Origin of the sequence: Streptomyces sp. NPDC051315 (assembly GCF_044455165.1) — a bacterium.
GTDB lineage: Bacteria > Actinomycetota > Actinomycetes > Streptomycetales > Streptomycetaceae > Streptomyces.
In genome coordinates, this window is record NZ_JBITEN010000006.1 from 214,978 (window position 1) to 240,884 (window position 25,907).

At 72.2% G+C, this 25,907-nt stretch carries 22 protein-coding genes and 1 tRNA gene; 15 read left to right on the forward strand and 8 right to left on the reverse strand.

All coding sequences use genetic code 11. From position 1 onward, the window contains the following. Nucleotides 1–22: 22 nt before the first annotated feature. Entirely contained in the window at nucleotides 23–517 is a 495-nt protein-coding gene (locus ACIBBD_RS14410) for a tyrosinase family oxidase copper chaperone (RefSeq protein WP_399419686.1), read from the forward strand. Next, entirely contained in the window at nucleotides 501–1,367 is an 867-nt protein-coding gene (locus ACIBBD_RS14415; RefSeq protein WP_399419687.1) for a tyrosinase family protein, read from the forward strand. The genes ACIBBD_RS14410 and ACIBBD_RS14415 overlap by 17 nt, the downstream gene beginning before the upstream one ends. Nucleotides 1,368–1,452: 85 nt before the next feature. On the opposite strand, the gene ACIBBD_RS14420 is transcribed toward ACIBBD_RS14415, so the two are convergent. The 4 genes from ACIBBD_RS14420 to ACIBBD_RS14435 form a co-directional block, all read right to left on the reverse strand. Further along, nucleotides 1,453–1,803, reverse strand: a complete 351-nt coding sequence (locus ACIBBD_RS14420) for a chaplin family protein (protein WP_399419688.1) — start codon at nucleotides 1,801–1,803, stop codon at nucleotides 1,453–1,455. Nucleotides 1,804–1,940: 137 nt separating this feature from the next. Then, nucleotides 1,941–2,246 (reverse strand): acyl carrier protein, encoded by a 306-nt coding sequence (locus ACIBBD_RS14425; protein WP_399419689.1) that lies wholly within the window; start codon nucleotides 2,244–2,246, stop codon nucleotides 1,941–1,943. Continuing rightward, nucleotides 2,243–3,448: an HAD-IIIC family phosphatase gene (locus ACIBBD_RS14430; protein ID WP_399419690.1), complete on the reverse strand. Its 1,206-nt coding sequence runs from the start codon at nucleotides 3,446–3,448 to the stop codon at nucleotides 2,243–2,245. The genes ACIBBD_RS14425 and ACIBBD_RS14430 overlap by 4 nt, the downstream gene beginning before the upstream one ends. Continuing rightward, the gene (locus ACIBBD_RS14435; protein WP_399419691.1) at nucleotides 3,445–5,256 is read right to left on the reverse strand and encodes a bis-aminopropyl spermidine synthase family protein; all 1,812 of its coding nucleotides are present in this window, start codon (nucleotides 5,254–5,256) and stop codon (nucleotides 3,445–3,447) included. Before ACIBBD_RS14435 ends, ACIBBD_RS14430 begins: the two co-directional genes overlap by 4 nt. A gap of 595 nt (nucleotides 5,257–5,851) precedes the next feature. Between ACIBBD_RS14435 and ACIBBD_RS14440 the strand changes: the two genes are divergently transcribed. After that, nucleotides 5,852–6,232 carry an S-adenosylmethionine decarboxylase family protein gene (locus tag ACIBBD_RS14440; protein ID WP_189942042.1) on the forward strand — a complete coding sequence of 127 codons (381 nt, stop codon included), beginning with the start codon at nucleotides 5,852–5,854 and terminating at the stop codon, nucleotides 6,230–6,232. A 110-nt stretch (nucleotides 6,233–6,342) separates the two neighbouring features. Here the strand turns inward: ACIBBD_RS14440 and ACIBBD_RS14445 are convergent, their stop codons facing one another. Next, nucleotides 6,343–7,167 carry an alpha/beta fold hydrolase gene (locus ACIBBD_RS14445; protein ID WP_399419692.1) on the reverse strand — a complete coding sequence of 275 codons (825 nt, stop codon included), beginning with the start codon at nucleotides 7,165–7,167 and terminating at the stop codon, nucleotides 6,343–6,345. A gap of 157 nt (nucleotides 7,168–7,324) precedes the next feature. Here ACIBBD_RS14445 and ACIBBD_RS14450 point away from each other — a divergent pair, with 157 nt between their 5' ends. After that, a complete protein-coding gene (locus ACIBBD_RS14450) occupies nucleotides 7,325–8,071 on the forward strand; it encodes a 4'-phosphopantetheinyl transferase family protein (RefSeq protein ID WP_399419693.1) in 747 nt (248 codons plus the stop codon). Between the two features lie 28 nt (nucleotides 8,072–8,099). On the opposite strand, the gene ACIBBD_RS14455 is transcribed toward ACIBBD_RS14450, so the two are convergent. After that, a tRNA-Arg gene (locus ACIBBD_RS14455) sits at nucleotides 8,100–8,175 on the reverse strand. Between the two features lie 320 nt (nucleotides 8,176–8,495). Here ACIBBD_RS14455 and ACIBBD_RS14460 point away from each other — a divergent pair. The 4 genes from ACIBBD_RS14460 (at nucleotide 8,496) to ACIBBD_RS14475 (ending at nucleotide 14,937) form a co-directional block, all read left to right on the forward strand. Further along, nucleotides 8,496–10,103: a dynamin family protein gene (locus tag ACIBBD_RS14460; protein ID WP_399419694.1), complete on the forward strand. Its 1,608-nt coding sequence runs from the start codon at nucleotides 8,496–8,498 to the stop codon at nucleotides 10,101–10,103. A 3-nt stretch (nucleotides 10,104–10,106) separates the two neighbouring features. Next, complete coding sequence (locus ACIBBD_RS14465; protein ID WP_399419695.1) at nucleotides 10,107–12,476, forward strand: GTP-binding protein; 2,370 nt, start codon at nucleotides 10,107–10,109, stop codon at nucleotides 12,474–12,476. Between the two features lie 318 nt (nucleotides 12,477–12,794). Beyond that, nucleotides 12,795–13,268 carry a single-stranded DNA-binding protein gene (locus tag ACIBBD_RS14470; protein WP_399419696.1) on the forward strand — a complete coding sequence of 158 codons (474 nt, stop codon included), beginning with the start codon at nucleotides 12,795–12,797 and terminating at the stop codon, nucleotides 13,266–13,268. A 259-nt stretch (nucleotides 13,269–13,527) separates the two neighbouring features. Then, nucleotides 13,528–14,937: a TQXA domain-containing protein gene (locus ACIBBD_RS14475; protein ID WP_399419697.1), complete on the forward strand. Its 1,410-nt coding sequence runs from the start codon at nucleotides 13,528–13,530 to the stop codon at nucleotides 14,935–14,937. A 225-nt stretch (nucleotides 14,938–15,162) separates the two neighbouring features. Here ACIBBD_RS14475 and ACIBBD_RS14480 read toward each other — a convergent pair whose 3' ends face one another. After that, nucleotides 15,163–15,366: a hypothetical protein gene (locus tag ACIBBD_RS14480; RefSeq protein WP_399419698.1), complete on the reverse strand. Its 204-nt coding sequence runs from the start codon at nucleotides 15,364–15,366 to the stop codon at nucleotides 15,163–15,165. 171 nt (nucleotides 15,367–15,537) lie between these two features. On the opposite strand from ACIBBD_RS14480, the gene ACIBBD_RS14485 reads away from it, so the two are divergent. From ACIBBD_RS14485 to ACIBBD_RS14510, 6 genes are all read left to right on the forward strand, one after another. Continuing rightward, entirely contained in the window at nucleotides 15,538–17,436 is a 1,899-nt protein-coding gene (locus tag ACIBBD_RS14485; protein WP_399419699.1) for an NACHT domain-containing protein, read from the forward strand. Nucleotides 17,437–17,561: 125 nt separating this feature from the next. Continuing rightward, complete coding sequence (locus ACIBBD_RS14490; protein WP_399419700.1) at nucleotides 17,562–19,601, forward strand: HEAT repeat domain-containing protein; 2,040 nt, start codon at nucleotides 17,562–17,564, stop codon at nucleotides 19,599–19,601. A gap of 364 nt (nucleotides 19,602–19,965) precedes the next feature. After that, on the forward strand, nucleotides 19,966–20,832 hold the full coding sequence (locus ACIBBD_RS14495) for a GNAT family N-acetyltransferase (protein WP_399419701.1): 867 nt from the start codon (nucleotides 19,966–19,968) through the stop codon (nucleotides 20,830–20,832). Nucleotides 20,833–21,393: 561 nt separating this feature from the next. Then, entirely contained in the window at nucleotides 21,394–23,058 is a 1,665-nt protein-coding gene (ettA, locus tag ACIBBD_RS14500) for an energy-dependent translational throttle protein EttA (RefSeq protein ID WP_399419702.1), read from the forward strand. Nucleotides 23,059–23,060: 2 nt separating this feature from the next. Further along, complete coding sequence (locus ACIBBD_RS14505) at nucleotides 23,061–23,471, forward strand: acyl-CoA thioesterase (protein WP_399419703.1); 411 nt, start codon at nucleotides 23,061–23,063, stop codon at nucleotides 23,469–23,471. Then, nucleotides 23,468–24,148 carry a hypothetical protein gene (locus ACIBBD_RS14510; RefSeq protein WP_399419704.1) on the forward strand — a complete coding sequence of 227 codons (681 nt, stop codon included), beginning with the start codon at nucleotides 23,468–23,470 and terminating at the stop codon, nucleotides 24,146–24,148. Before ACIBBD_RS14505 ends, ACIBBD_RS14510 begins: the two co-directional genes overlap by 4 nt. Nucleotides 24,149–24,358: 210 nt before the next feature. On the opposite strand, the gene ACIBBD_RS14515 is transcribed toward ACIBBD_RS14510, so the two are convergent. Continuing rightward, the gene (locus ACIBBD_RS14515; RefSeq protein ID WP_399419705.1) at nucleotides 24,359–24,772 is read right to left on the reverse strand and encodes a globin; all 414 of its coding nucleotides are present in this window, start codon (nucleotides 24,770–24,772) and stop codon (nucleotides 24,359–24,361) included. A 132-nt stretch (nucleotides 24,773–24,904) separates the two neighbouring features. On the opposite strand from ACIBBD_RS14515, the gene ACIBBD_RS14520 reads away from it, so the two are divergent. Continuing rightward, nucleotides 24,905–25,894 carry a methyltransferase domain-containing protein gene (locus tag ACIBBD_RS14520; protein WP_399419706.1) on the forward strand — a complete coding sequence of 330 codons (990 nt, stop codon included), beginning with the start codon at nucleotides 24,905–24,907 and terminating at the stop codon, nucleotides 25,892–25,894. Nucleotides 25,895–25,907: the final 13 nt, after the last annotated feature.

The following is a 25,907-nucleotide window of genomic DNA, read 5'->3' on the forward strand; positions in this document are numbered from 1 at the left end:
CGAACCGGACGAGGAGCACACCATGGTCGTCAGCGTCGACGCAACAGCCGTGAGCGCGGTACCGGAGGCCGCACCGAGACGCAGAATCCGGCGCGACGTCCTGCGCGGGCTGCTCGGGGCGGCCGCCGCGCTGGCGCTCGCCCCGGTCGTCGCCGCCTCCCGGCCCACGCGCCGCCAGGACGGCCCGGCGGACACCGCCTTCGACGAGACCTACCGCGGCCGGCGCCTCCGCGGCGTCCTCCTCCCGGCCGTGCGCGCGGCCGAAACCGACCGCTGGCAGGTCACGGTCGACGGCCGCCCGCTGCACCTCATGCGCCGCGCCGACGGCACCTGGCTGAGCATGATCGACCACTACCGCTCGTACGACACCCCGCTCGAGGCGGCCCGCGCCGCCGTCGACGAGCTGGGCCCGGGCGAGCTGCCGCGCGACACCGGTTCCACGGGCGGTCACCCGCACGGAGGGCACGGGCACACGGGGGACGCGCACGTGGGGGGACACCGTGGTCTACACCCGTAAGGACGTCAGCACGCTCACCGGCGCCGAGCGTCGCCGGTTCGTCAAGGCGCTGCTGGAGGTGAAACGGCGGGGCGAGTACGACGAGTTCGTACGCATCCACATCGAGTACTACGTCTCCGACGGCGAGGGCGGCCTGCGGACGGCCCACATGGCGCCCTCGTTCCTGCCCTGGCACCGCAGGTTCCTGCTGGACCTGGAGGAGGCGCTGCGCCGGGTCGACCCCTCGGTGACGCTGCCGTACTGGGACTGGACCCGGGACCGCACCGCCACCTCCGCGCCCTGGACGAAGGACCTCCTCGGTGGCAACGGGCGGCCCTCCGACCGCCAGGTGACGACCGGGCCGTTCGCCTACGCCACCGGGAACTGGACCCTCAAGGCAGGCGTGACCGACGGGGAGTTCCTGACCCGGGACCTCGGCCGCGCCCGCGACCCGATCGAGCTGCCCACCAGGAGCGACGTGGAGGGGGCGCTGAAGGACCCGGTCTACGACGTCCCGCCCTGGAACTCCACGTCGGCGAAGGGCTTCCGCAACAGGCTGGAGGGGTGGGGGAGCGGCCGGGGCAGCGCCGCGTGGCGCAACCACAACCGGGTGCACCGGTGGGTCGGCGGGGTCATGGTCGGCGGCGCCTCCGTCAACGACCCGGTCTTCTGGCTGCACCACGCCTTCATCGACCTGCTGTGGACGCGCTGGCAGCGGCGCCACCGCGACCACCGCTACCTGCCCGCCGAGCCGCCGGGACCGGGCAGCTCGCAGTACCGCCGGGTCGTCGCCCGGCACGAGAAGCTGCCGCCGTGGGACGTGACGCCGGACCAGTTGGAGGACGTCGGACGGATCTACCGGTACGCCTGAGCCGCACCGGGGCGGGGCCGCACATGGGGAGAGCCCCGGCGCTCGAGGTGCCGGGGCCCTGCCACAGGGGGTTCGGTACGGAAGCTCAGCCGCCGTAGCCGTCGTCGCCCGAGTGGCCGCCGTTCTTGCCGTCCTCGCCGTCCTTGCCGTCTTCCCCGTTCTTGCCGTCCTGGCCGTCCTTGCCCTTCTCGTCACCACCGTTGTTGATGCAGGTGTTGCCGAAGGCCGGGTTCAGGAAGCCGGCCCCGTTCACGGTGTTGCCGCAGATGTTGACCGGGATGTGGACCGGCGCCTGCACGACGTTGCCGGACAGGAAACCCGGCGAGCCGATGGCCGCGCCGTTGGCACCCGCGTCGGCCATGGCCAGGCCGGCTCCGCTGACCACCATGGCGCCCGTACCGAGGGCGACAGAGGCTGCCTTCGCGATGCGAGACATCACGTACTCCTTAGTGACTCGGTTCGCGCGACAGCAGGACGCGCCGCCGCACTCCCCGTTCAACGTCACGCCACCGGGCAGGTCACGGCGACACCGTGCATATCACCCCTTTCGACACGGGCGAGTTGCGTCGCTGGTCAGCGGGCTCCCAGGTGGGCCGAGACGAAGTCGGTGAGCGTGGCGACGGACTGGAGGCTGTCCAGGCTCAGGTCCAGGGCGGCCACGTCGACGCCGTACCGCCGGTCGATCGCGCCCAGCAGGGTCACCCCGGCGAGGGAGCTGAGGCCGATCTCAGGGCCGAACAGGTCGGTGTCGGCGGGGAGCTCCGCGACCACGGCGGCGTCCAGACGGGCGGCCTCGGCGATCATCGAGCGGAGTTCCCGCTCCACCGTCGCCCGTTCTGCGGGTGCGGGGGCGGGCGGGGAGGCGGGGGAGTCCGTCACGCTTCGGCGTCCTTTCGGGTGGAGACGTGCAGCCAGGCGGGGGGTGTTGGGAGGTCGCCCTGGAGGCTCCGCGCCAGAACGGCGGACTCCGCCGGGGTGGCTTCCGCGGCCGGGGCGGCTCGCGTGGCTCCGTGGGCTTGCGTGGTCCGGGTTGCCTCGGGGGCTTCGGTGCGGCGCATGCCCGCCTGGCGGAGCAGGATCCGCATCTCCAGGTTGGCGTCGGTGGGGCGCAGGGTCACCCTGAACTCCTCGGCGTCCGCCGCGCGGGCCTGCTCCATCAGCCAGAACAGGAAGGCCGCGGCGGCGCCCCGGCCGGCGACCCGGCAGGAGAGCGCAAGCAGCGGAACCGACCAGGTGCCCGGCGTGCTCCGGTCGACCAGCGCGGCCCCGATGATCCCGTACTCCCCGAAGCGGTCGGCCATCGCCGCGGTGTACAGCTCGTACCCGTCCGAGGCGGCCAGCGCCCGCAGCCGCTCCGGGCTCAGGCCGGAGGAGTTCAGACGGTGGGTACGGGCGGCCAGCTCCAGGGCGCGGGGGACCTCCCGCGGTCCGGCCGCGCCGACGGTGAGCCGCATCTCGCACCAGCGCAGGAACTCCTCCCGGGTGCCCTGGAAGCGCTCCCCCTCGGCCCGGCGGGTCTCCTCGGTGCGGTAGCGGCGCACCCGCTCCCGTGACTCCGGGGTGACCTCCCGGCCCTCGAACGCCGCCAGCAGCGCGGGCACCTCCAGCGGATCGAGCGTGCGCACGCCCGGCAGCAGGGCCTCCACCTCCGCGCGCTCGTACGGCGAGTCGTCGACCAGGACCAGCGCTTCCACGGCGATCCCGAGATCCTTGGCGATCCTGCGCAGGGACTCGCTCTTGTCCTGCCAGGACACCTGCGGCGCGAGGAAGCGCTCCCGCAGCTCCGGTACGGCGTTCAGCCGCTCCAGCACCGCGGGCGCGCTGCGGCTCGCGAGGCTGCTGAGCACCCCGCGGGCCGCCAGGGCGTCGATCGCGGCCAGCATCTCGGGACGGGGTACGGGCAGCTCGTCGGTGGGCGACTCCACCGCGATCTCGTCCCACAGCGTGCCGTCCAGGTCCCAGACGACGCACTTGATCCGGTCGGGGTCGTGGCCGGGCGTTGCGGTCGCGCCGGAGGCGCCGGTGGCCACGGCGGCTCCGGTGGCTTCCGTGGCTCCGGTGGCTCCGGTGGCTCCGGTCATCGGGTGTCCTCCTCCGGGAGGCGCAGCTTCATCGTCAGGGTGGCGGGGTCGAAGCCGAACTTGCGGTACACCGTGCGCATCGGGACGTTGCCGACGTGGACGCGGCCGACCACCTCCGTGATGCCGTTCGCCACGCAGAACTCCAGGCCCGCGGTGAGCAGCAGTTCGGCCACGTCACTGCGGTTGTCCAGCTCGGCGACGGCGAGGGAGCGGAAGTTGGCGTAGCGGTCGCCCGTCATCTGGTTCTGGTTGATGCTCACCCAGAGCCAGCCGGCCGTCGCCTCCTCACCCGGACGGTGGGCGACGATCATGCCCTCCCTCGACTTTTCCATGGCACGGCCCACCCGGGACGCGTGGCGGGCGGGGTCGTCGACGGCGTCCTCGCCGAAGGAGACGCGGGCGATCTCGGCCTCGAACTCGCCGATGGCCGGCAGGTCGCGTTCGTCGGCCTGACGGGTGACGTAGGGCTCCGCCCGCTTCTCCAGGGCCGCACGGTCGTCGGGGGCCGGGGGGTGCCAGCCGGGTTGTTGGGCCTGCCGGGGGGCCGCTGCTGGTGCCGCGGGGGTGGAGGCGGGCGCGGGTGCCGCTGCGGGTGCCGGTGCCGTTGCGGAGGCGGGTGCCGGCGCCGGTGTGGACGGGACCGGGGCCTGGGGTGCCGGGGGCTCCTCCGCCGCGACCAGGCGGCCCGGGCGGAAGGGGCCCTTGCCGCAGGCGGGGCAGCCGTCGGCGCGCAGGGCGGCGACCGAGGTCCAGCGGGCGCCGGGGCCGACGCGCACTTGGGTGCCGCAGGCCACGCACTCGTACTCCCGCTGCCGGGTGCGCTTGTCGCCGGTATAGAGGGGGCCGCTGTAGTCGCCCTGCCGGGAGGAGGTCGAGCTGGTGGTGAGGAGGTGCTGGAAGAAGCCGACCCCGCCGAGGATGCCGCTGCCCTCGTACTCGTTGAAGTTGCGGATGTAGCCGTTGGTGACCAGGCCGAGGGCCATGATCTCGCGCTGGACCTCCAGCATCTCGTCGGGGCTCTTGCCGCCGAAGGAGAAGAAGACGCTGTGCGCGGGGCCGGGCCGCAGGCCCTCCACGGCGCGCGACAGGAACAGCCGGGCGCCCTCCGGGGTGTACGGCGGGTCCGTCATCGCGACGTCGAAGCCGTTGTGCAGCTCGGCGGGGAGCGGCTGGCGCAGGTCGTGCTCGACCGTCTCGATCCGGGTGCCGAGGCCCGCCGACACCTTCTTGACGTAGGCGAGGATCTCGGGGGAGATGTCGACGACGGTCACCCGCTCGACGATCGGCGAGCCGAGGACGTCACCCACGACGGCGACGGCCAGGGAGACCAGGTCGTCGTCACCGATCAGCAGCAGCGAACCGCCCGGCAGCGCGCCCGCCGCGAGCAGTGCCAGGACCCGGCGCACCTTGGTCTCGGGCGTGCAGTGGGACTGGTCGATCGCCATGTCGGCGGCGGGGCCCGTCTCCATGACGGCGCGCAGCCGCTCCACGGCCTCGTCCAGGACGGCGGGGATGACCAGCTCACGGCCGTCGCAGGTGGTGCAGGTGGCGTCGAGGGTGAGGTCCATGCCGAGCCGGCCCACGAGGTCGAGACCGGCCGGGGTCAGCCGGGAGGGGCGCTCCTTGGTGAGCAGGTCACGGCGGCGCAGCTCGTTCCCCACGGCGGCCACGATCGGGACGGGCAGGCCGGTGGCACGGCTGATGTCCTTCGTGGAGGCGGGAGCCAGGCGGCGCAGGGCGCGAAGGACGGACCGCACTCCCGGCGGGCCCTCCTGGAGCCGGACGGCGTCCGCGACTTCCGTGAGCACGTGATCGGGGGTGGTACTCCGGCGGTGTCGAGGCGCGTTTTTCACAATGCTGCTCCGGGCGGGCTGTATGGAATCCAGGACTATCGAGTATACGGGCTGGTGGGGTGTCGACCCCGACCGGTGCCCGGGTGGGGAATTCGGGAGTGGAAAGGGGGAATGGTGGAAAACTTCAACCTGATTTCGGTCGATATCATTACGGGATGTCCCGCACAATGCCTCCGGAATGCCTTCGCTATGTCTCCGCATTGCCCGACGGCGAGTCCACGGGATCTCCGACGGCACGTCGACGGGATGCCCGACGGCGCGTTCACGGGGTGTCCCACGGAAACCTGCCGGGATGTCCGGAAGGCGCCTTCCGGGGATGTCCGGCGGGGTGTTTCCGGTCGGGCCGGAGGGCGGGGAAGGGGCTGGTGCCGCCCCGCTTGACGCGGGGTGGGACGCCGTGCGCGCGCGGGCCGTGGAGCGGCCCGGATGCTACGCTGGGCACGACCGAGCGCCGGTTATCGGCCTCGCCACCTTCCGCTTCGGCCGCGCGGACCAGCGCAGATCTATGTGAAAGGAGACGGGGGCAGCGGTTCGCGACCCCCGGTTCCCCATGACCAACTCCGCCAGCCTCGCCACCGAGGGCATAAACGTCGACGATTTGTGCTCCTACGCCGTCGACGTGTGGGTAAGCGATCACAGCATCCTGACCGACGAACAGCGCCTCCTCCAGGTGCTGCGCACGGCCGCCGAAAAGGGGAACGCCCAGGTTCTCGGTGAGGCCTCGCACGTTTTCCCCAATGGTGCCGTCACCGCCATTCTGCTCCTTTCCGCCTCGCATCTGAGCATTCACACCTGGCCGGAATTCAGCCTCGCCAACGTCGACCTGCTCGCGTACGGCCGGCTGAACGGCGAGCGGATGATGCAGAGCGTGGAGCTCGGGCTGTCGCCGACGAAAATCAACGTGACGCGCATGCTGCGCGCGGTTCACTGACGGACGAATCACCGCGCACGGTTCTCCGAGGCGCGGTTCACCGAGCGGTTCACAGAGCGGTTCACCGACGCGCGCTTCACCGAAGCGCGCGTCGGTGTTTCGCCGCTTCGTCACAGCCACCCCGACAGGGACTCGACGAACGCGTCGAAACGGTCCCGGTGGATGGCGTGCGGCGCGCGCGGCACCGTACGCACCTCGAAGCCGCGTCGCACCAGGTCCGCCCTCATCTCCGCGCTGACGAGCATGCTCGGGTCCGACACCTGGACCAGGGACCGCACCAACGCCTTTTCCGGCGTGTGGTCGACGAGCCGGTAGGAGGAGAGGGCGAGAGCGGTGGTCTCGTCCCAGGAGTCGAGAGCCTGCTGTTCCAGCACGATGCGCCCGGTGCTGTGATCGCTCGCTTTCCCGGCGTACACGCTTTTGGCGTTCGTGCTTCCGCCGTTCGTGTTTCCGCCGTTCGTGGCGCGGTCGTTGGTGCCCGGGTCGTTCGCGCCCGGGTCGTTCGCGGCGCGGTCGTTCGCTCCCGGACGGGAGAAGCTGGTGAGGAGCCGGCGGGAGCGCTTGAAGAGCGTGAAGGCGGCCGGGTCCAGCGTGCCGTAGGACCCGGACAGCCGCCAGGCCGGTTCCGAGTAGACCGCGCGTTCCGGCGCCAGCTCCTCGACCGCGAGGGCCAGGGCCAGCGCGCCCAGCGAATGGCCCAGCGCCAGTTCCGGACCGCGCGGGAGCGTCTCCAGCAGGTCCTCGGCGAAGAGCTGCGGCGCGTACGCGCCGCGGGCGCTGGCCCCGTGGCCGCGCAGGTCCACGGCGACGACGCGGTACCCCTGGCTCGTCAGGACCGGCACCAGTTCGTGCCAGGTGCGATGGTCGGCCATGATGCCGTGAACGAGGACGGCGAGACGCTCACCCGTTCCCCACTCCTGTGTGTGCAGGCGCATCCGGCTGCTTTCCTTCGTCGTCGTACGGTCGGTCGTCGTGAAGGCGGTCGTCGGGTCGGCGGTCGTCGGGTCGGCGGTCGTCGTGCGGGCGAGCAGGAGTGTAGGGCGTGAGCGTCGGCCGTGGGTCGTCGGCGATCATCGGATCAGGTGAGGGCAGGTGACGGGACCGGCGGCGGTGCAGGTGTGGTGGGCGCGCCTGGGTGACGGGCACGCGGGGCTGCTCGCGCTGCTCGATCCGGTGGAGCGTGCCCGGTACGACGCCACCACCGACGCCGCCAACCGGGGTCGGTTTCTGGTCGGTTGCGCGCTCAGCCGCATCGCCCTGGGCGAACTGCTCGGCCTGCCTCCCGCCGACGTCCCGCTCCGCCGCGTCTGCCCCCGCTGCGGCGGCCCCCACGGCAAGGCGGAGCTGGCGGTGCCGCCGGCGTCCGAGTACGCCGACGTGGACTTCTCCGTCACGCACAGCGGTGCGGTGGTCGGGGTCGCCGTCTGCCGTGGCGCGGCGGTGGGTCTCGACGTCGAGGAGTACACCGTCGGTCTCGACGTCGACACGGCGGCGCCGAGCGCCCTGAGCGACACGGAACGGGCTGCTCTGTACGCGCGCCCGGCCGCCGGGCGGCAAGCGGCCTTCCTGCGGACGTGGACGCGGAAGGAGGCCGTGCTGAAGGCGCTTGGCGTAGGCCTGCGCGTGTCGCCGCGCGGGCTCGTGGTGTCCGCTCCGGACGCACCGCCGGCCGTCCTCGGCTGGCCGGAACGGCTCGGTCCGCGGCCCCTCGTCGGCCTGGCGGACATGACTGTCGACGGGGTCCATCCGGCGTCGGTCGCGCTGGTGGGGACGGGTGCCGTGCGGGTCGACCGGCGGGACGCGTCGCCCGCGGTGGCCGCGTACGGCGGGGGAGGGTGACGGCGGCCGTACGAGTGGGAGTGGGTCGTGGCGCCCCCGGCAGGACTCGAACCTGCGGCCAAGCGCTTAGAAGGCGCCTGCTCTATCCACTGAGCTACGGGGGCCGGTGTGGTGGCCTCGTACCTGGTGCCCGGGTGTGGGCTGATCCGTGACGTTGCCGGGGACAAGGATAGGGCTCCCGGTTCCTTGTCCTGAGTGCTTCGCCTCCGTGGCTCGATGTGGAGGTTCAGTGAAGCGGTCCTGATAATCGCAGGCAGGTGCGAATCGTGCATCGCTTTTGGCGTCTTGAGCCCCGGGTGTTGTGCACTCGTTATGCCTGGGCTGTGCCCATGTCCCACTCGTCCCTTCCGTCCCTTGTGTCCTATCGGCGCGCAGGCATGCCTATATGCTTCATAAATCCCCTGAAATTGGGCATTCTTCGCATGTGGTGACCTTGGACGTACGGCCTCAGCTGCTCGACGCACTCTCCGCCCTGCGCGACCGTGTCGCCGCCGCACGCTTCCCGCTGCCCCTGGCGGGGGCTCCACGCGCGCGTGCCAACCGCGACGAACTGCTCGCCCAGCTCGACGACTACTTGGTGCCCCGGCTGCGGCAGCCCGAAGCGCCCCTGCTGGCCGTCGTGGGCGGGTCCACCGGCGCCGGCAAGTCGACGCTCGTCAACTCCCTCGTGGGGCGGCGGGTCAGCGAGGCGGGTGTGCTGCGGCCGACGACACGGACCCCGGTGCTGGTGTGCCATCCGGAGGACCATCACTGGTTCAGTGGCATGCGGGTGCTGCCCGACCTCACGCGCGTGTGGGTGCCCCACCAGGAGCCCACGGACGAACTGTTGCTGCCCGGCGAGGACGGCAGACGGGTCCTGCGCATCGAGACCGCCGAGACCCTCCCGCCCGGTCTCGCGCTCCTCGACGCGCCCGACGTCGACTCCCTCGTCGCCGACAACCGCGTCCTCGCCGCCGAACTCATCTGCGCCGCCGACATCTGGGTGATGGTCACCACGGCCGCGCGGTACGCCGACGCCGTCCCCTGGCACCTGCTGCGCACCGCCAAGGAGTACGACGCCACCCTCGTGACCGTCCTCGACCGCGTGCCCCACCAGGTCGTCGCCGAGGTGTCCCGGCAGTACGGCGCCCTGCTCACCAAGGCGGGACTGGGCGAGGTGCCGCGCTTCACCGTGCCCGAACTGCCCGAGTCCGCCTGGGGCGGAGGGCTGCTGCCGGCGACCGCCGTGGCGCCGCTGCGGACCTGGCTGCTCCACCGCGCCCAGGACCCCGCCGCCCGCCACCACGCGATGGCCCGTACCGCGCACGGTGTCCTTGACTCCCTCAAGTCCCGCATGCCCGAACTGGCCGGTGCAGCCGCCGCGCAGTACGCGGCCGCACTGCGGCTCACCTCGGCCGTCGACCTGGCGTACGACAGCGAGTACACGCGCGTGCGGGGGCGCCTGCACAGCGGGGCCGTGCTCGCCGGGGACGCCCTGAAACGCTGGCGTGCCTTCCCGCTGGACTGCACCGCGAGCGAACTCCTCGACGCCCTCGTGGAGAGCCTGGCCGCGCTCCTGCTGTGCGCGGTCACCGCGGCCGACGAGCGCATCGACGAGGCCTGGCGCCGCGAACCGGCCGCGGCCACCCCGGCCCTCCTGGACCGCGACCCCTCCGTGGAGACCGCCGAACACCGCATCGGCATGGCCGTACGGCGCTGGCGGCGCGAGCTGGAGGAGTACGCCGAGGAGGAGGTGCGCGAGCTGGAACGCGGGGCCGTGCCCGACCCCGCACTGGTCGCCGCCCTCGTCGCCACCGTCCTGCTGGGCGGCCGCAGGGCGCGTTCGGCGGGCGAGGGGCTCGCCGAACGGCTCGGCGCCCACGGCGCGCTGCGGCTGCGCGACCGGGGTGGACGGCTGCTCGCCGAGCACCTGGACCGGGTGATGCACAACGAACGCGAGCGCCGTCTCGCCCCGCTCGACGAACTCGACGTCCACGCCGAGCCCCAGGCCGAGCTCATCGCCGCGCTGTCCGTACTGCAGAAGGAGAGGTGACCGGTGACCGCCGTCACGAACCAGGACCACACGGAGAACGCCGATCACACCGGTGACCCGGCCTCCACCCGGGGGGCCGAACCCGCAGCGGACGGGGAGGAGAACGGCCCCACCGGTGAGCGCGCCTCCGACGGACACTCCCCGGGGGTGGCCGGGACGGGGAGGGAGGAGGGGGCGTCGCCTCAGGAGGACGCGGACAGGGGGCGGACCGCGGAGGGGGAACGGGAGGGGCAGGCGTGTGGCCCAGGGGGCCCGCGGGACCAGCGTGACCGGCGAGATCAGGGTGACCAGTGTGATGAGGGCCGTGGTGAGGGTGGGCACGCGCCGGTCGCGCAAGCCGGCGCCTCGGCGCCCGTCCCGTCGGGCGACGACCACGCGCGCGTGCACCACGGCGACGACCCCACGCGTGGGGAGAACGGCGACGTGCGCGGGCGGACGGAGGAGGGCGACGAGCGTGCGCGGACCGAGGAGGGCGGCGATCGCGCACGCGCCCGGCAGGCCGATGCCCGCGCTCGGGCGTGGGCGAAGGACGGCCCGGTGCGCGGGTGGGTCGGCGGGCGTCGCGCGCGCCGGGATGCGGAGGAGCCGCACGCGCGCGTGAGCGAGGAGGAGCGGCGCCCAGGGGGACGGGACGGCGGTGACCATGCCCCCGCGGGAAGACCGGACTCCGCCGAAGCCTGGGACGACGGCCTCATCGCGCGCCGGGTGAACGAGACCGACGCCGCCGAGCAGGCCGCCGCCGCGGAGATCCGTGCCGGCGGACCGCAGACCGCGGCCCCGCTCGCCTACGACGGCCCCCTGCGCTCCCGTCTCGACGCGCTGCGCGAACTCGTGGGGCTCTCCCGCACCCGGCTCGACAGCAAGACCCTCGCCGAGGCCGGCCGGGTCCTGGACGAGGCGTCGGCGCGGCGCAAGCTCTCCGGGCAGCACACCGTCGTCGCCATCGCGGGCGCCACCGGCAGCGGCAAGTCCCAGCTGTTCAACACGCTCGCCGGAGTGACGATCTCGGAGACGGGCGTACGACGGCCGACGACCGCCGCGCCCATCGCGTGCAGTTGGAGCGACGGCGCCTCGGGCCTCATCGACCGGCTCGGCATCCCGGGCCGGCTGCGCCGGCGCCCGGTGCAGAGCGCGGAGGCGGAGGCCCAGCTGGACGGCCTCGTCCTGATCGACCTGCCCGACCACGACTCGGCGGCCGTGCAGCACCGCGAACAGGTCGACCGCGTCCTGGCGCTCGTCGACGCCGTCATCTGGGTCGTCGACCCCGAGAAGTACGCCGACGCCGTCCTCCACGAGCGCTATCTGCGGCCCATGGCCGGCCACGCGGAGATCATGTTCGTCGTCCTCAACCAGGTCGACCGCCTGCCCCGCGAGGCCGCCGAGATGGTCCTCGACGACCTGCGGCGGCTGCTCGACGAGGACGGCATCGCCCTCGGCGAGTACGGCGAGCCCGGCGCGACCGTGCTCGCGCTGTCCGCGCTCACCGGGGACGGCGTCGGGGAACTGCGTGAGCTGCTCAGCCAGTTCGTCGCGGAACGCGGCGCGCCGGCGCGGCGCATCTCGGCCGACGTGGACGCCGCGGCGTGGCGGCTGCGGCCCGTCTACGCCACGGGCCGGCGGACGGGCCTGAGCGAGGAGGCACGGGACGAGTTCGCCGCCCGGCTGGCGGACGCGGTGGGCGCCACCGCCGCGGGCGAGGCCGCCGAACGGGCCTGGCTGCGCAACGCCAACCGCGCGTGCGGGACGCCGTGGCTGCGGCTGTGGCGGTGGTGCCAGGACCGCAGCGACTCGCCCACCGGTTCCCTCCCGGTGCGTGCGCAGACCGACGAGGAGGTCACGGCACGCCAGCGCGTCGAACAGGCGGTGCGGACGGTGTCCGAACGGGCCTCGTCGGGGCTGCCGGCGCCGTGGGCCCAGGCGGTGCGCGAGGCGGCCGTACGCGGTGCCCAGGGGCTGCCCGAGGCGCTGGACGAGCTGGCCGTACGGGCCGGGCTGCCGCCGGGACGGCCGCCGCGGCCGGGCTGGTGGCCGGTGGCCGTGCTGGCACAGGCGGCGATGACGCTCCTTCAGGTCGTCGGCGGGCTGTGGCTGGTCGGCCAGATCGCCGGGGTCATGTCACCGAACCTGGGCGTCCCGGTGCTGCTGATGGTGGCCGGCATCCTCGGCGGGCCGCTCGTCGAGTGGAGCTGCCGGATGGCGGCCCGCGGCCCGGCGCGCAGATACGGCCAGGACGCGGAACGGCGCCTGCGGGAGGCCGCGGCCGGCTGCGGCCGGGCGAGAGTCCTGGATCCGCTGGCCGCCGAGCTGCTGCGGTACCGGGAGGTCCGGGAGCAGTACGGGCGGGTGACGGGGGTGGGGGCTGCGGCGAGGTGAGGTGAGGTGCCGGGCGGGACGAAGGGGTGCGGGGGGCGAGGGGGTGTGCCGGGGACGGTATGAGGGGAGGTGCCGGGGCGGCATGAGGGGAGGTGGTCCGCGGTTGGTGCGACGCGGATCGCCCGTGTGGGTGAGGGAGTTGTCCACAGGTTCGGAGTGATCCACAGCGCTCGGCGGGCCCGGCCCGACGGCGGCAGTCTGACGGCACGGCGATCGCGGCGCACGCGGCGGCCGTCGTGTCAGACGCAGCCGTACGGGACGGGCCCGTACGCGTATCCGCCCGGCGAGCGGGTCCGGGCGAGGGAGGGGTTCGCGACGATGAACGAGACGATGGTGTGCGCGGTGGGGAACGTGGCGACGCAGCCGGTGTACCGGGAGCTGCCGGGGGGCGCGTCGGTGAGGTTCCGGCTGGCGGTGACCTCGCGCTACTGGGACCGCGAGAAGAACACCTGGACCGACGGGCACACCAACTTCTTCACGGTGTGGGCCAACCGCCAGCTCGCGGCGAACGCGGTCGCGTCGCTGAACGTGGGCGACCCGGTGATGGTGCAGGGCCGGCTGAAGGTGCGCACCGAGGTGCGGGAGGGACAGAACCGGACGTCGGCCGACATCGACGCCGTGGCGATCGGCCACGACCTCGCGCGGGGCACGTCGGCCTTCCGCCGCACGGCCCGCACCGAGCCGACGGCGGCCGGCGCGCCGCCGCAGTCCGAGCCCGACTGGGAGACACCGGCCGGGGATACCGTGCCGCACGGCTCCTCACCGCGACGCGAGCCGGCGGCGGTGACGTGATGCCGGAAAGCGCCTGATCCGGGAGGATCACGGCTTATCGGCGGATCCGTCCCGGACGACCCGGTGGATTTGTCGATAAGCCAGGTCCGCGAACGATCTTGGGGATAACGATTCCGATTCGGATCGCCGCTCCGAAGACCTGACCGGGAAGCGTGGTGCGTCGCGTCTCTAGGATGCCGGACGTGGCTCTCGAGGCTTCTGATTCTGCTGGTGGGACCGTACCCCCCACGTCAACGGGTCCTGCTCGAAGGGGAATTACGTGATTTCTTCGTTCTCCGCGCCGTTCACGCGCGGGCGAGGGGCCGTGCGCCTCGCCGCCGGGACGCTGGTGTCCGGACTCGTCGCCGCCACGGTCGTCGCCACCGCGGGCACGGCCGTCGCCGACGGGACGACACAGAACCAGGGCGGAGCGACGGCGACCATAGGCGGCCTCAAGACGTACGGCACCGCCGTCATCCACGACGACAGCGGGGACCAGCAGGTCTCGGCGGGCCTGTTCGAGATGTCCGTCGAGGGCGGCGGCACCCTGCAGACCTACTGCGTCGACCTGTACAACCCCACGCAGAAGGAAGCCCAGTACCACGAGACCCCGTGGAGCGGCACCTCACTGGGCGTCAACAAGGACGCGGGCAGGATCCGTTGGATTCTGCAGAACTCCTACCCGCAGGTCAACGATCTCGCCAGCCTGGCGAAGAAGGCCGGTGTCGACGGCGGCCTCACCGAGCAGGACGCGGCGGCCGGCACCCAGGTGGCCATCTGGCGCTACTCCGACGGCGCGGACGTCGACGCCGTCGACCCGCAGGCCGAGCAGCTCGCCGACTACCTCCAGAAGGCCGCGCGGAGCGTGGCCGAGCCCCAGCCCTCACTCACCCTCGACGGGTCGGCGGTCTCCGGCCGCCCCGGCGAACTGCTCGGCCCGGTGACGGTCCGCACCGACGCGAGCGCGGTCTCCGTCGCGCCCCCGCTGGACGCCGCCATCAGCGGGGTGCGGATCGTCGGCCAGGACGGCAAGGACGTCACCTCCGCGACGGACGGCAGTCGGCTCTTCTTCGACGTGCCCGCCGACGCCGCCCCCGGATCGGCCGAACTGACCGTCCAGGCCTCGACCACCGTCCCCGTCGGCCGCGCCTTCACCTCCGTCAGCCGCAGCCAGACGCAGATCCTGGCCGGCTCCAGCGAGTCGACCGTGTCCGCGACGGCGACCGCGACCTGGGCCGCGACGGGAGCCGTCCCGGCACTGTCCGCGGCGAAGAACTGCGCCAGGAGCGGTGTCGACATCACCGCGGCCAACCAGGGTGACGCGGCCTTCACCTTCGACCTCATGGGCACCCGGCACACCATCCCGGCCGGCGCCTCCCGGACGGTGACGATCCCCCTCCAGGAAGACCAGGCCTACGACTTCACGATCGACGGCCCCCAGACCATCGGGAACCGCTTCACCGGCGTCCTCGACTGCAAGACCCAGGCCGCCGAGACCGGCGTCACCACCCAGACCCTCGCCGAGCCGAGCCCCGCCACGGTCGGCGGCACCGCCCCCACCACCAACCTCGCCCAGACGGGCAGCTCCCACGCCACCCCCCTCATCGCCGGCACGGCGATCGGCCTGGTGGTGATCGGCGGAGCGGTACTGCTGCTGGTGGGGCGGAAGGAGGAGGGGGCGCGGGGGTAGTCGACCAGGTGGCTGCGGATCCCGGCCGGCTCCCCTCGCCCGCACGCCGTGCCGGCCGTCCGCCCCCCGGGTAGGCCCCGGAGCAGGAGGGCACCTCGCGCATGGGCCCTCACGTGCGTGAGCCCTCGCACCTGGTCGGGTACGAGGGCTCTGACACCTTCGTCGGCCGCGAGGGTCGCCGCGACCCCGTCACACCGGTGCGGCAGGGAGAGCGCGGAGGGCCGCTCAGCGGGGCCACAGGCGGCGCAGCGCGCGGAAGAGGACGTCGATGAGAGTGGCCAGGGTCTGCTGGGCCGCGGTACGGCGGTAGGCGTGACGGGACCAGACAGCCGGCAGCACGACGCCCGCGAACAACAGCAGGAAAACGGCCAGGGCAAGGGTCCCGAACGGACCGAGGGCGGTCAGGACGGTGGTGAGCGTGGTGGTCACGGTGAACTCCCGGGGAGACGCGGTGAGGTGATGCCGCACAGCGTGCGCTGAACTCTGTCCGGCGGACGCGGATGCGGGAGGAATCGGGAGTTCGCCTGCCGTCACCGCAGGTCACCGCCTAGCCTGGAGCGCACTGCTGGGACGATCGGACACGGGACCACGGGGCGGTCGATGGCGAACGACGGCGGAAAGACGGACGAGTCGGCACGTGAGAAGTTCGCGAACCGCCTACGGGAACTGCGGGACGCGGCGGGGGCGAAGAACGCGGACATCGTGGCGGCGTCCACGCGGTCGGCGGCGAGAACCGCGGGCGCGAGGGCGTTGACCGCGAACACGGTGACCCGTCTGCTGGCGGGCCGTGCGGTGAAGGCCCCCGACTGGGACGTCCTCGCCGCCTACGTCCAGGCGTGCCGACAGCACGCGCGTCACACCGGCGCTCCGGCCCCCGACCGTCTCTTCGACCTGACGACGTGGAAGGCCGAACACACGGCGCTGGTAAGGATGTTGGAGGCCGAGGCCACGCCGACCGACGGCAAGGAGCCCACCCGGCAGGAAGTCAGGGCTGCTGTCACCGCCTACGCCGAGCGGGTCCGCGAGACCTGGGGGCACCTCGACCTCGAGGTCCTGCTGCCGCTCGACGATCAGGGCCGCCATCCCGCCATCCGGCTCCGCGAGGTCTTCGTCGAGCCCGGGGTGCGTGCCGACCCACCGCCCGTGGAGTTGCCGCGCGAACTGGTCCGACGGCTCGTGGAGTCGGGCGAGCTGCCCGATCCCGACCATCTGCCACGCGGCGCGCTGGACGCGCTCAAGCAGTTGCAGGACGCCTACGACCAGCGCCCGGTCCGTCGCGTCCTGCAGGTGTTGGGTGAGGAAGACGCCCGCAAGGCCGTCCTGCTGGGCGATCCCGGCGCCGGCAAGTCCACCCTGGCCAGGTACCTGGCACTCACCCTGGCCGGCCGTCAGCCCGGGAGCGCCGATCTCGGTGCGCTGGCCGACCGGGTGGGCATCATCGTCGAACTGAGGCAGTACGCCGAGCCCCAGTGGTGCCGACAGACCTACGAGGACTTCCTCGCCCACCGCCAGGACCAACTCGGTCTCTGCGTGCCGCCGACCGTACTGCGGCACCTGCTGCGCACGGGACGGGCTCTGGTGATCTTCGATGGTCTCGACGAGGTGTTCGACCCGAAGATCCGCCAGCTCGCGTCGGAGCAGATCGCGGCCTTCGCCGCCCGTTGGCCCTCGGCACGCATCGTGGTCACGTCACGAGTGATCGGCTACAAGCGCCACGTCTTCGACAGTGCCGGCTTCACCCACTACATGCTGCAGGATCTCGACGGGGAGCAGATCGCCGCCTTCACCGACCGCTGGTACACCCTGTCCTGTGTCGGCGACACCGAACAGGCGGCTCGGCTGGCTCGCCGTCTGCAGGACGCCGTGCGTGATTCCCGCCCGATCCGGGAGCTGGCGGGCAACCCGCTGCTGCTCACCATCCTGGCCATCGTGGGCCGCCGCCAGCCGCTGCCCAAAGACCGCCTCGGTGTGTACCGACAGGCCGTGACGGTCCTCACCGCCCAATGGGACCAGCAGGCCAAGCACCTGGAGATCGACCTGCCGCCGGCCATCAAAGACGTCCTGGACGTCCTCGACCGCGGCGAAGTGCTGATGATGCTGGCCCACGCCATGCAGGCCGGCACATCCGGGATCGCCGGCAACCACATCCACGGCCGGGACCTCGAAGATCTGCTCCGCACCCACCTTCAGGACTACGGGCTGCCGCCGGCCCCGGCCACCATCGGTGCCCGCGCCCTCGTCTCCCAGTTACGGGAGCGCAACTTCATCCTCGCCCGCTACGGCAGCGAGGTCTACGGCTTCGTCCACCGCGCCTTCCTCGAACACCGGCTGCCGCCGACATCTACCATCGCTACACCCGCGCCCGGACGTGGACGCCTGAGGAACTCCTGGACGACGTCCTCGTTCCCCACGCCGACGACCCTGCCTGGCACGAGGTCCTCCTGCTGCTCATCACTCAGCTGGAGCCGTCCGACGCGGCAGCCGCCATCGACTGCCTGATCACACTCCACGACGTCCGGAGCAATCGTGACGACGCCTCCCTGCTGATCCTCGCCCTTCGGGTCCTCGCGGAGGTTCCCAAGATCGGACTGCTGAACGACCAGAGCGTGCGGGCCGTCCGGGCCATGACCAGGCTGCTCGACAGCGGTTCCTTCGGTGCGGACGCGGTGCTTCCCGCTCTGGCTTCTTTCGGCCCTTACTGGGTGGGCCGTGAAGCTTTCCTCGCCTGGTTCCGTACGCGCGGACAATTCTCCCCCAGCGCCGAAACCCCTCGCATCGTGTGCACTCTGCACCCGTCCCTCGGCGAACTGGTCCGGTTCGTACGCCATGCGTTCAGCGACTACGACCGGGACGTCTTCCTCGAGGCTCTCGTCGAGGACTGGCCGGTGGACGGTGAGGTGCGGGCGTTGCTCTTCGATCTGGCGCGCACCGACGCCGACGAGGATGTGCGGGAGACGGCCCTGCGTGCGCTCGCCGATCACGGGCCGGAGGACGGTGAGGTGCGGGCGCTGCTGTTCGACCGGGCGCGCACCGACGCCGACCGAGGGGTGCGCCGGACGGCGCTTCAGGTGCTCGCCGATCACGGGCCGGAGGACGGTGAGGTGCGGGCGTTGCTCTTCGACCTGGCGCGCACCGACGCCGACGAGGACGTGCGGGAGACGGCGCTTCAGGTGATCGCCGAGGACTGGCCGGTGGACGGTGAGGTGCGGGGGTTGCTCTTCGATCTGGCGCGCACCGACGCCGACGAGGATGTGCGGGAGACGGCCCTGCGTGCGCTCGCCGATCACGGGTCGGAGGACGGTGAGGTGCGGGCGCTGCTGTTCGACGTGGCGCGTACCGACGCCGACCGAGGGGTGCGCCGGACGGCGCTTCAGGTGCTCGCCGATCACGGGCCGGAGGACGGTGAGGTGCGGGGGTTGCTCTTCGACCTGGCGCGCACCGAACGCGATGAGAACGTGCGCTGCGAGGCGTTGGGAGCACTCGTGCGGCACTGGGCGGGTGAGGGTGAGGTGCGGGCGTTGCTCTTCGACCGGGCTCGCACCGACGGTGCCGAGGATGTGCGGGAGAAGGCCCTGCGCGCGCTCGCCGAGCATGGGCCGGTGGACGGTGAGGTGCGGGCGCTGCTTCTCGATCTGGCGCGCACCGACGCCGACGAGGATGTGCGAGAGGCGGCGCTTCAGGTGCTCGCCGAGCGCCGGCCGGGGGACGGTGAGGTGCGGGCGTTGCTGTTCGACCGGGCTCGCACCGACGCCGACGAGGATGTTCGACAGACGGCGCTTCAGGTGCTCGCCGAGCGCCGGCCGGGGGACGGTGAGGTGCGGGCGTTGCTGTTCGACCGGGCGCGCACCGACGGCGACGCCTACCTTCGGCGGACAGCGCTGCATTCACTTGCCGAACACCGGCCGGAGGACGGTGAGGTGCGGGCGTTGCTGTTCGACCGGGCGCGCACCGACGGCCACGAGGATGTTCGACAGACGGCGCTTCAGGTGCTCGCCGATCACGGGCCGGTGGACGGTGAGGTGCGGGCGTTGCTGTTCGACCGGGCTCGCACCGACGGCGACGGCTACGTTCGGCGGTCGGCGCTGCAACTACTCGCCGACCACCGGCCGGCGGACGATGAGGTGCGCAGGCTGCTCGTCCACCTGGTCCGTACCGACGACGACGGAAGGGTGCGCCGATCGGCGCTGCGAGGTCTTGCCAGACACTGGGCGGAGGACGGCGACGTGCGCGAGCTGCTGGTCGACCGGGTCCGCACCGACGACGACCCGCACGTTCGGCAGACGGGACTGCACGTACTCGCCGAACACTGGTCGCACGTGGGTGACGTGCGAGCCCTGATCCTCGAACGGGCCCGCACCGACGACGATCCCTTCGCCCGGCACGAGGCGCTGCGCACCCTGGACACGTACTGGCCGGGGGACGAGGACGTGCGGGCCCTGTTCCTCGACCGGGCGCGCGCCGATGACGCCGAGGTCGTGCGGCAGACGGCGATGCAGGTACTCGCCGAGTACTGGTACGAGGACGCGGATGTCCGGGCGCTGATCCGCGACATGGCTCACAGCGACGCCGACCGCCCCGCGGAGGACTCGAGCCTGCCCGTCAAACACGACGCGGCGTGCGTGCTCGCTCTCGTGGAGGGGGCAGATCTCCCGTCCCCCGGGTGATCGGACGAACCGGCCGCAGGAGGGGGAGACGCCCGCTCTCCGCTGAGTGCCGAGGGACGAGCACGCCGGGCGCCACCGCGGCCCTAGGCCCTGTCGTCACATTCCCGTCTGCCCCGCGACGCCATGCACGCACTCTCGCCGCACCGGGCCCAGACCCGAGTACATCCAGTACGAGGGTCAGGGCCCGGCACACCGAGAGCACGCACCTGACGCCGCAGGGCCGCCCTTCGGGCGACGACGGGAATGTGACGACAGGGCCTAGGAGCCCCGGCCGGGACTCAGTCCTGGGAGTGTGGCCCTGCCGGCGCGGGCGGAACATGAAGGGGAGGGGCCGTTCTGCTGCGTGTGCGGCGCACCGAAGGAGATGGGGCTCGTGGATGTCGTCCTGCGCCCTGGCACTGCCGACGATGCCGCGGAGTGCGGCAGGATTTGTTTCGAGGCGTTCACGGCAATCGCCCGTGAGCACGGTTTCCCGCCCGACGTCCCCAGTCCCGAGGTGGGCGTCGCGCTGATCGAGACGGAGCTGACCAACCCCGGGTTCTACAGCGTCGTCGCCGAACTCGACGGGCGGATCGTGGGGAGCAACTTCCTGGACGAACGCTCCCCGGTCGTGGGGGTCGGGCCCGTCACGGTCGATCCGACCGTCCAGAACCGGGGTGTGGGCCGCCGGCTGATGCACGACGTGATGGACCGGGCCAGAGGGCGCGGGGTGCCCGGGATCCGGCTGCTCCAGAGCGGATATCACAACAGATCGTTCTCGCTGTACGCCGGCCTGGGATTCGCGTTCCGGGAGACGGTGGCCTGCATGCAGGGGCCGGCGATCCTGCGCGAGATGCCCGGACACGCCGTCCGGGAAGCCACCGACGCGGACCTCCACGCCTGCAACGACCTGTGCCGGCGGGTCCACGGCGTCGACCGTGGCGGCGAGGTCGCCGACGCAGTCAAGCAGGGCACGGCCCGGGTCGTCGAGAGCGAGGGGCGCGTGACCGGTTACGCCACGGACCTGGCGTTCCTCGCCCACGCCGTGGCCGAGACCACCCCGGACCTCCGAGCCCTGATCGCCTCGGCGCCCGCCTTCGGCGGCCCCGGCATCCTCGTGCCCGCGAGCAACGGACCCCTGCTGCGCTGGTGCCTGGCGAGCGGCCTCACCGTGATGCAACTGCTGAGCCTGATGACCGTCGGCCTCTACAACGAGCCCGACGGCGCGTACCTGCCCTCGATCCTCTACTGAGCCGGACCCGGCCCGCACCGGACGCAGCCCACCTGCCCCCGCGGTGACCGACAGCCGACCGATCCGGGCCGGCAGGCGATCGTCCACGGCCGCATCGAAGACCGGCGAGACCGTGTCGAAGACCAGGCGGCGGCATCGAGCCGACGCAACGGCGTCTTCGAGCCGACGCAACGGCGTCTTCGAGCCGACGGTTGCCGGCGCGGATGTGCTCGGGCCGGCCTAGGTATGCGTCCCGGCCGAAGGCCGAGGGAAGCGGACTGCTTCACGCTTCGCCCGCCCTCCTCCGACCGGCTGGTGCACAACTTCGGAACGGATCGCCCGACCGTACAGCAGTACCAAGAGGCAATGGCTCGGTCGTATGAGGCCGCGCGCACCAGACGCCTCGGGGGTCGCCGGGGGCCACTCGGCAGCGACCGACGGTGACGGGCGAGCCGCGACCGCCTGCGCCGAAACCCCAGGTCAGAGCCGCCCGGCCATACGGGTTTCCCCCCAGGGGTAGCCGTCCGGCAAGATGGGGTGTATCTGCCCACTGCCAGATTTCAAGCTGCCGGACGGTTTCTCTTGGCTGAGTTCATTTACACCATGCGCAAGGCGCGCAAAGCGCACGGCGACAAGGTGATCCTCGACGACGTCACCCTGAACTTCCTTCCGGGTGCGAAGATCGGCGTCGTCGGCCCGAACGGTGCCGGTAAGTCGACCGTTCTGAAGATCATGGCGGGGCTCGAGCAGCCGTCGAACGGTGACGCCTACCTGTCTCCGGGTTACAGCGTCGGCATCCTGCTGCAGGAGCCCCCGCTGAACGAGGAGAAGACCGTCCTGGAGAACGTCCAGGAGGGTGTCGCCGAGATCAAGGGCAAGCTCGACCGGTTCAACGAGATCGCCGAGCTCATGGCGACCGACTACTCGGACGCGCTGCTCGACGAGATGGGCAAGCTCCAGGAGGAGCTCGACCACGCGAACGCCTGGGACCTCGACGCCCAGCTGGAGCAGGCCATGGACGCCCTGGGCTGCCCGCCCGGCGACTGGCCCGTCACCAACCTCTCCGGTGGTGAGAAGCGCCGCGTCGCGCTCTGCAAGCTGCTGCTGGAGGCGCCCGACCTGCTGCTCCTCGACGAGCCCACCAACCACCTCGACGCCGAGTCCGTGAACTGGCTGGAGCAGCACCTCGCCAAGTACGCGGGCACCGTCGTGGCCGTCACCCACGACCGGTACTTCCTCGACAACGTCGCAGGCTGGATCTGCGAGGTCGACCGCGGCCGCCTCCACGGCTACGAGGGCAACTACTCCAAGTACCTCGAGACCAAGGCCGCCCGCCTCAAGGTCGAGGGCCAGAAGGACGCCAAGCGGCAGAAGCGGCTCAAGGACGAGCTGGAGTGGGTGCGCTCCAACGCCAAGGGGCGGCAGGCCAAGTCCAAGGCGCGCCTGGCGCGCTACGAGGAGATGGCCGCCGAGGCCGACAAGATGCGCAAGCTGGACTTCGAGGAGATCCAGATCCCGCCGGGCCCGCGTCTGGGCAACGTGGTCGTCGAGGTCAACAACCTGAGCAAGGCGTTCGGCGAGAAGGTCCTCATCGACGACCTCTCCTTCACGCTGCCGCGCAACGGCATCGTCGGCGTCATCGGCCCGAACGGCGCCGGCAAGACCACCCTGTTCAAGATGATCCAGGGGCTGGAGGAGCCGGACTCCGGGTCCATCAAGGTCGGCGACACCGTGAAGATCTCCTACGTCGACCAGAGTCGCGAGAACATCGACCCCAAGAAGACCCTGTGGGCCGTGGTCAGCGACGAGCTGGACTACATCAACGTCGGCCAGGTCGAGATGCCCTCGCGCGCCTACGTCTCCGCCTTCGGCTTCAAGGGTCCCGACCAGCAGAAGCCGGCCGGCATCCTCTCCGGCGGTGAGCGCAACCGGCTGAACCTCGCCCTCACCCTCAAGCAGGGCGGCAACCTGCTGCTCCTCGACGAGCCGACCAACGACCTCGACGTCGAGACGCTCAGCAGCCTGGAGAACGCGCTGCTCGAGTTCCCCGGCTGCGCCGTCGTCGTCTCCCACGACCGGTGGTTCCTCGACCGCGTGGCCACGCACATCCTCGCCTACGAGGGCGAGTCCAAGTGGTTCTGGTTCGAGGGCAACTTCGAGTCGTACGAGAAGAACAAGATCGAGCGGCTGGGTGCGGACGCCGCGCGTCCGCACCGTGCCACCTACAAGAAGCTGACCCGGGGCTGATCTTGCGGCACATCTACCGCTGCCCGCTGCGCTGGGCGGACATGGACGCGTACGGCCACGTCAACAACGTGGTCTTCCTCCGCTACCTGGAGGAAGCGCGCATCGACTTCCTGTTCCGCCCGGAGAAGGACTTCAAGCAGGGGTCCGTGGTGGCGCGCCACGAGATCGACTACAAGCGGCAGCTCGTCCACCGGCACACGCCCGTGGACATCGAGCTGTGGGTCACCGAGGTCAGGGCCGCGTCCTTCACCATCGCCTACGAGGTGAAGGACGGCGACCAGGTCTACGTCCGCGCGTCGACGGTGATCGTGCCGTTCGACTTCGAGGCGCAGCGACCGCGCCGGATCACCGACGAGGAGCGCGAGTTCCTCGAGGAGTACCGGGACGACGACAAGGAGGCCGTCGCCGCATGACGGTGCTCCACCTCGCCGACGAGGGGGAGGCGGCGGACTTCTCGGCCTTCCTCTCCCGGCTGCTCCACTACGACCGTGGAGCCGCGGTCCGGCTGCAGGCGGCCGGCACCGCGCTGGCCGTCTTCGGACGGCCGCCGTCCTTCGAGGTCCTGGCCATCCGGGCGGTCCGGCTGGCCAAGCCCTACGAGGACGGACTCGACGTCACGCTGGACGTGACCGTGTCCGCCGGTGAACTGCTGGAACACGTGGACGAGGCGGCGGCGACGGCCGCCGTCCCCGCCGCGGTGACCGGGCCCCCGTGGGCCGGGGTGCTGCCGCCGCGCGGCGGCTGGCGTCCGGAGGCGGGGCTGCCCGCGCCGGACGCGCTGCGCGCGATGGTGGGTGCGGCGGTCGCCGAGTTCCGGCGCCGTACCGAGGAGCTGGCGCCCGAGCGGCGTACGCGGGCCGCACTCGACGGGATCGGTCGCGAGATCTGGTCCCGGACGGTCGGGGACACCGGCCTGCCGGTGCGGGCCGTGCACGCGGCCCAGTCGCTGGGCTTCCTGCGCCCCACCGCCACCGCGCCGCAGGACGCCGGGCTGTTCGCCTCCGGGGCGTGGCTGCGGCTGCGGACGCCGTACGGGTCGATCGCCGTGCGGCGGTCGGGGCTCGGGGGTCTCGGCCTCAGCGTGCACTGAGCACGCGCCCGGCCTCGGCGGCCGGCCCCGTGTCTCCGCCCCCGGTGGTCGGTCCCGTGTGTGGGGGGGCGTCGCCCGCGGTCGGTCCCGTGTCCCCTTCTCACGCGGCCGGCCCCGCGTCTCCGCCCCGGCGGCCCGGCCCCGTGTCTCCGCCCCCGCGAGGCCGGTCCCGCGCCTCCGCCGCCGCGGTGGGTCACGCCCCGCTCCCGGTCAGTCCGGGGTGTTCACCATCGAGGCCGCCGCGTACGTCAGGTAGTGCCACAGCGTCTGCTCGTGCTCTTGCGAGAGGCCGAGCTCGTCGACCGCGGCCCGCATGTGCCTCAGCCAGGCGTCGTGCGCCGCGCGGTCCACGACGAAGGGGGCGTGCCGCATCCGCAGCCGGGGATGGCCGCGGTTCTCGCTGTACGTGGTGGGGCCGCCCCAGTACTGGATCAGGAAGAGGACCAGGCGCTCCTCCGCCGGGCCCAGGTCCTCCTCGGGATACATGGGCCGCAGGATGGGGTCCTCGGCGACTCCCTCGTAGAAACGGTGGACCAGCCGGCGGAAGGTCTCCTCCCCGCCGACCTGCTCGTAGAAGGTCTGCTCCTGAAGCGTGCCGCGCCGAATCTCTTTCACGTCCCCCATGCTCTCAGACGGCAGGACCGAGGACTCCGGGCTTAGGACCTCCGGTCCGCTCCCGGGGCCCTGCCCGGCCCGGGTTTCCCCGGATGAGCCGCGGCGCTCGCCTCCCGAGGTGACCCGCAGCACAGTGGAGACATGGGCACGCACGAGCTCGACCGGGACGACAAGGACCTCGCGGAACTCGCCGCCTCGGCGAGGGCGGCGCTGGTGCGGGAGATCGGGGAGAGCGGGGCGTTCGCCGCCGATCCGGCGTGGAAGGAGGCCTTCGCCGCCGTACCGCGCCACCTCTTCGTGCCGTACTACTACGTGAGCGGAGCCGGCGGCTACGAGCGGCTCTGGGGGGAGAGCGCCGACCCGCTCGTGCGGGAGCGCTGGGTGAGCGGTGCGTACGAGGACGCCCCGCTGGCGACGCGGCTGCGCGACGGTGAACTGCTCTCCTCCAGCAGCCAGCCCTCGCTGATGGCGCTGATGCTGGCCGAACTGCGGGTGCGGCAGGGCGACCGGGTCCTGGAGATCGGCGCCGGCACCGGCTACAACGCGGCGCTGCTGTCGTACCGGCTGGGCGACGAGCAGGTCACCACCGTGGACCTCGATCCGGAGATCACCGAGGCGGCCCGACGGCATCTCGCCGACGCCGGGTACCACCCCGCCGTCGTCACCGGGGACGGGGCGCGCGGGGTGCCGGAGCGCGCGCCCTTCGACCGGATCATCGCGACCTGCCAGCTCGCGTCCGTCCCGCGTGCCTGGCTCGCCCAGTGCCGCCTGGGCGGGCGCATCCTGACGCCGCTGGCCACCGGCCTGGCCGCGCTGACGGTACGCGACGCCGGGCACGCCGAGGGGAACTTCCTGGAGACCGCGGCGTTCTTCGTGCCGCTGCGCGGGGCGGAGCGGCACGAGCCGGAGCCGGTGGCGCTGGGCGGAGTGCCGCAGGAGGCCAGGGGAAGCGACCTGTTCCGTTTCCTGCTCGCCCTGACCCGCGGGATCCTCGAGCCACAGGAGGCGCACGCCCTGTGGGAGCGCGAGGGCCGGCCCGGACGGGAGCGGTACGGCATCACCGTCGGCGGCGAGCACGCGTGGGCGTGGCTGGACGAGCCGGAGGGGCCGTACGCCTGGCCCCTCCCGTGACACCCCTCCTGAC

Excerpts from the sequence above, each read along its gene's own strand:
- ACIBBD_RS14490 (WP_399419700.1), top strand. The coding sequence starts at position 17,562 with ATGACCAGGCTGCTCGACAGCGGTTCCTTCGGTGCGGACGCGGTGCTT.
- ACIBBD_RS14430 (WP_399419690.1), bottom strand. The coding sequence starts at position 3,448 with ATGACCGGAGCCACCGGAGCCACCGGAGCCACGGAAGCCACCGGAGCC.
- ACIBBD_RS14420 (WP_399419688.1), bottom strand. The coding sequence starts at position 1,803 with ATGTCTCGCATCGCGAAGGCAGCCTCTGTCGCCCTCGGTACGGGCGCC.
- ACIBBD_RS14440 (WP_189942042.1), top strand. The coding sequence starts at position 5,852 with ATGACCAACTCCGCCAGCCTCGCCACCGAGGGCATAAACGTCGACGAT.
- ACIBBD_RS14410 (WP_399419686.1), top strand. The coding sequence starts at position 23 with ATGGTCGTCAGCGTCGACGCAACAGCCGTGAGCGCGGTACCGGAGGCC.
- ACIBBD_RS14445 (WP_399419692.1), bottom strand. The coding sequence starts at position 7,167 with ATGCGCCTGCACACACAGGAGTGGGGAACGGGTGAGCGTCTCGCCGTC.
- ACIBBD_RS14520 (WP_399419706.1), top strand. The coding sequence starts at position 24,905 with ATGGGCACGCACGAGCTCGACCGGGACGACAAGGACCTCGCGGAACTC.
- ACIBBD_RS14510 (WP_399419704.1), top strand. The coding sequence starts at position 23,468 with ATGACGGTGCTCCACCTCGCCGACGAGGGGGAGGCGGCGGACTTCTCG.
- ACIBBD_RS14485 (WP_399419699.1), top strand. The coding sequence starts at position 15,538 with ATGGCGAACGACGGCGGAAAGACGGACGAGTCGGCACGTGAGAAGTTC.
- ACIBBD_RS14495 (WP_399419701.1), top strand. The coding sequence starts at position 19,966 with ATGGGGCTCGTGGATGTCGTCCTGCGCCCTGGCACTGCCGACGATGCC.
- ACIBBD_RS14515 (WP_399419705.1), bottom strand. The coding sequence starts at position 24,772 with ATGGGGGACGTGAAAGAGATTCGGCGCGGCACGCTTCAGGAGCAGACC.
- ACIBBD_RS14470 (WP_399419696.1), top strand. The coding sequence starts at position 12,795 with ATGAACGAGACGATGGTGTGCGCGGTGGGGAACGTGGCGACGCAGCCG.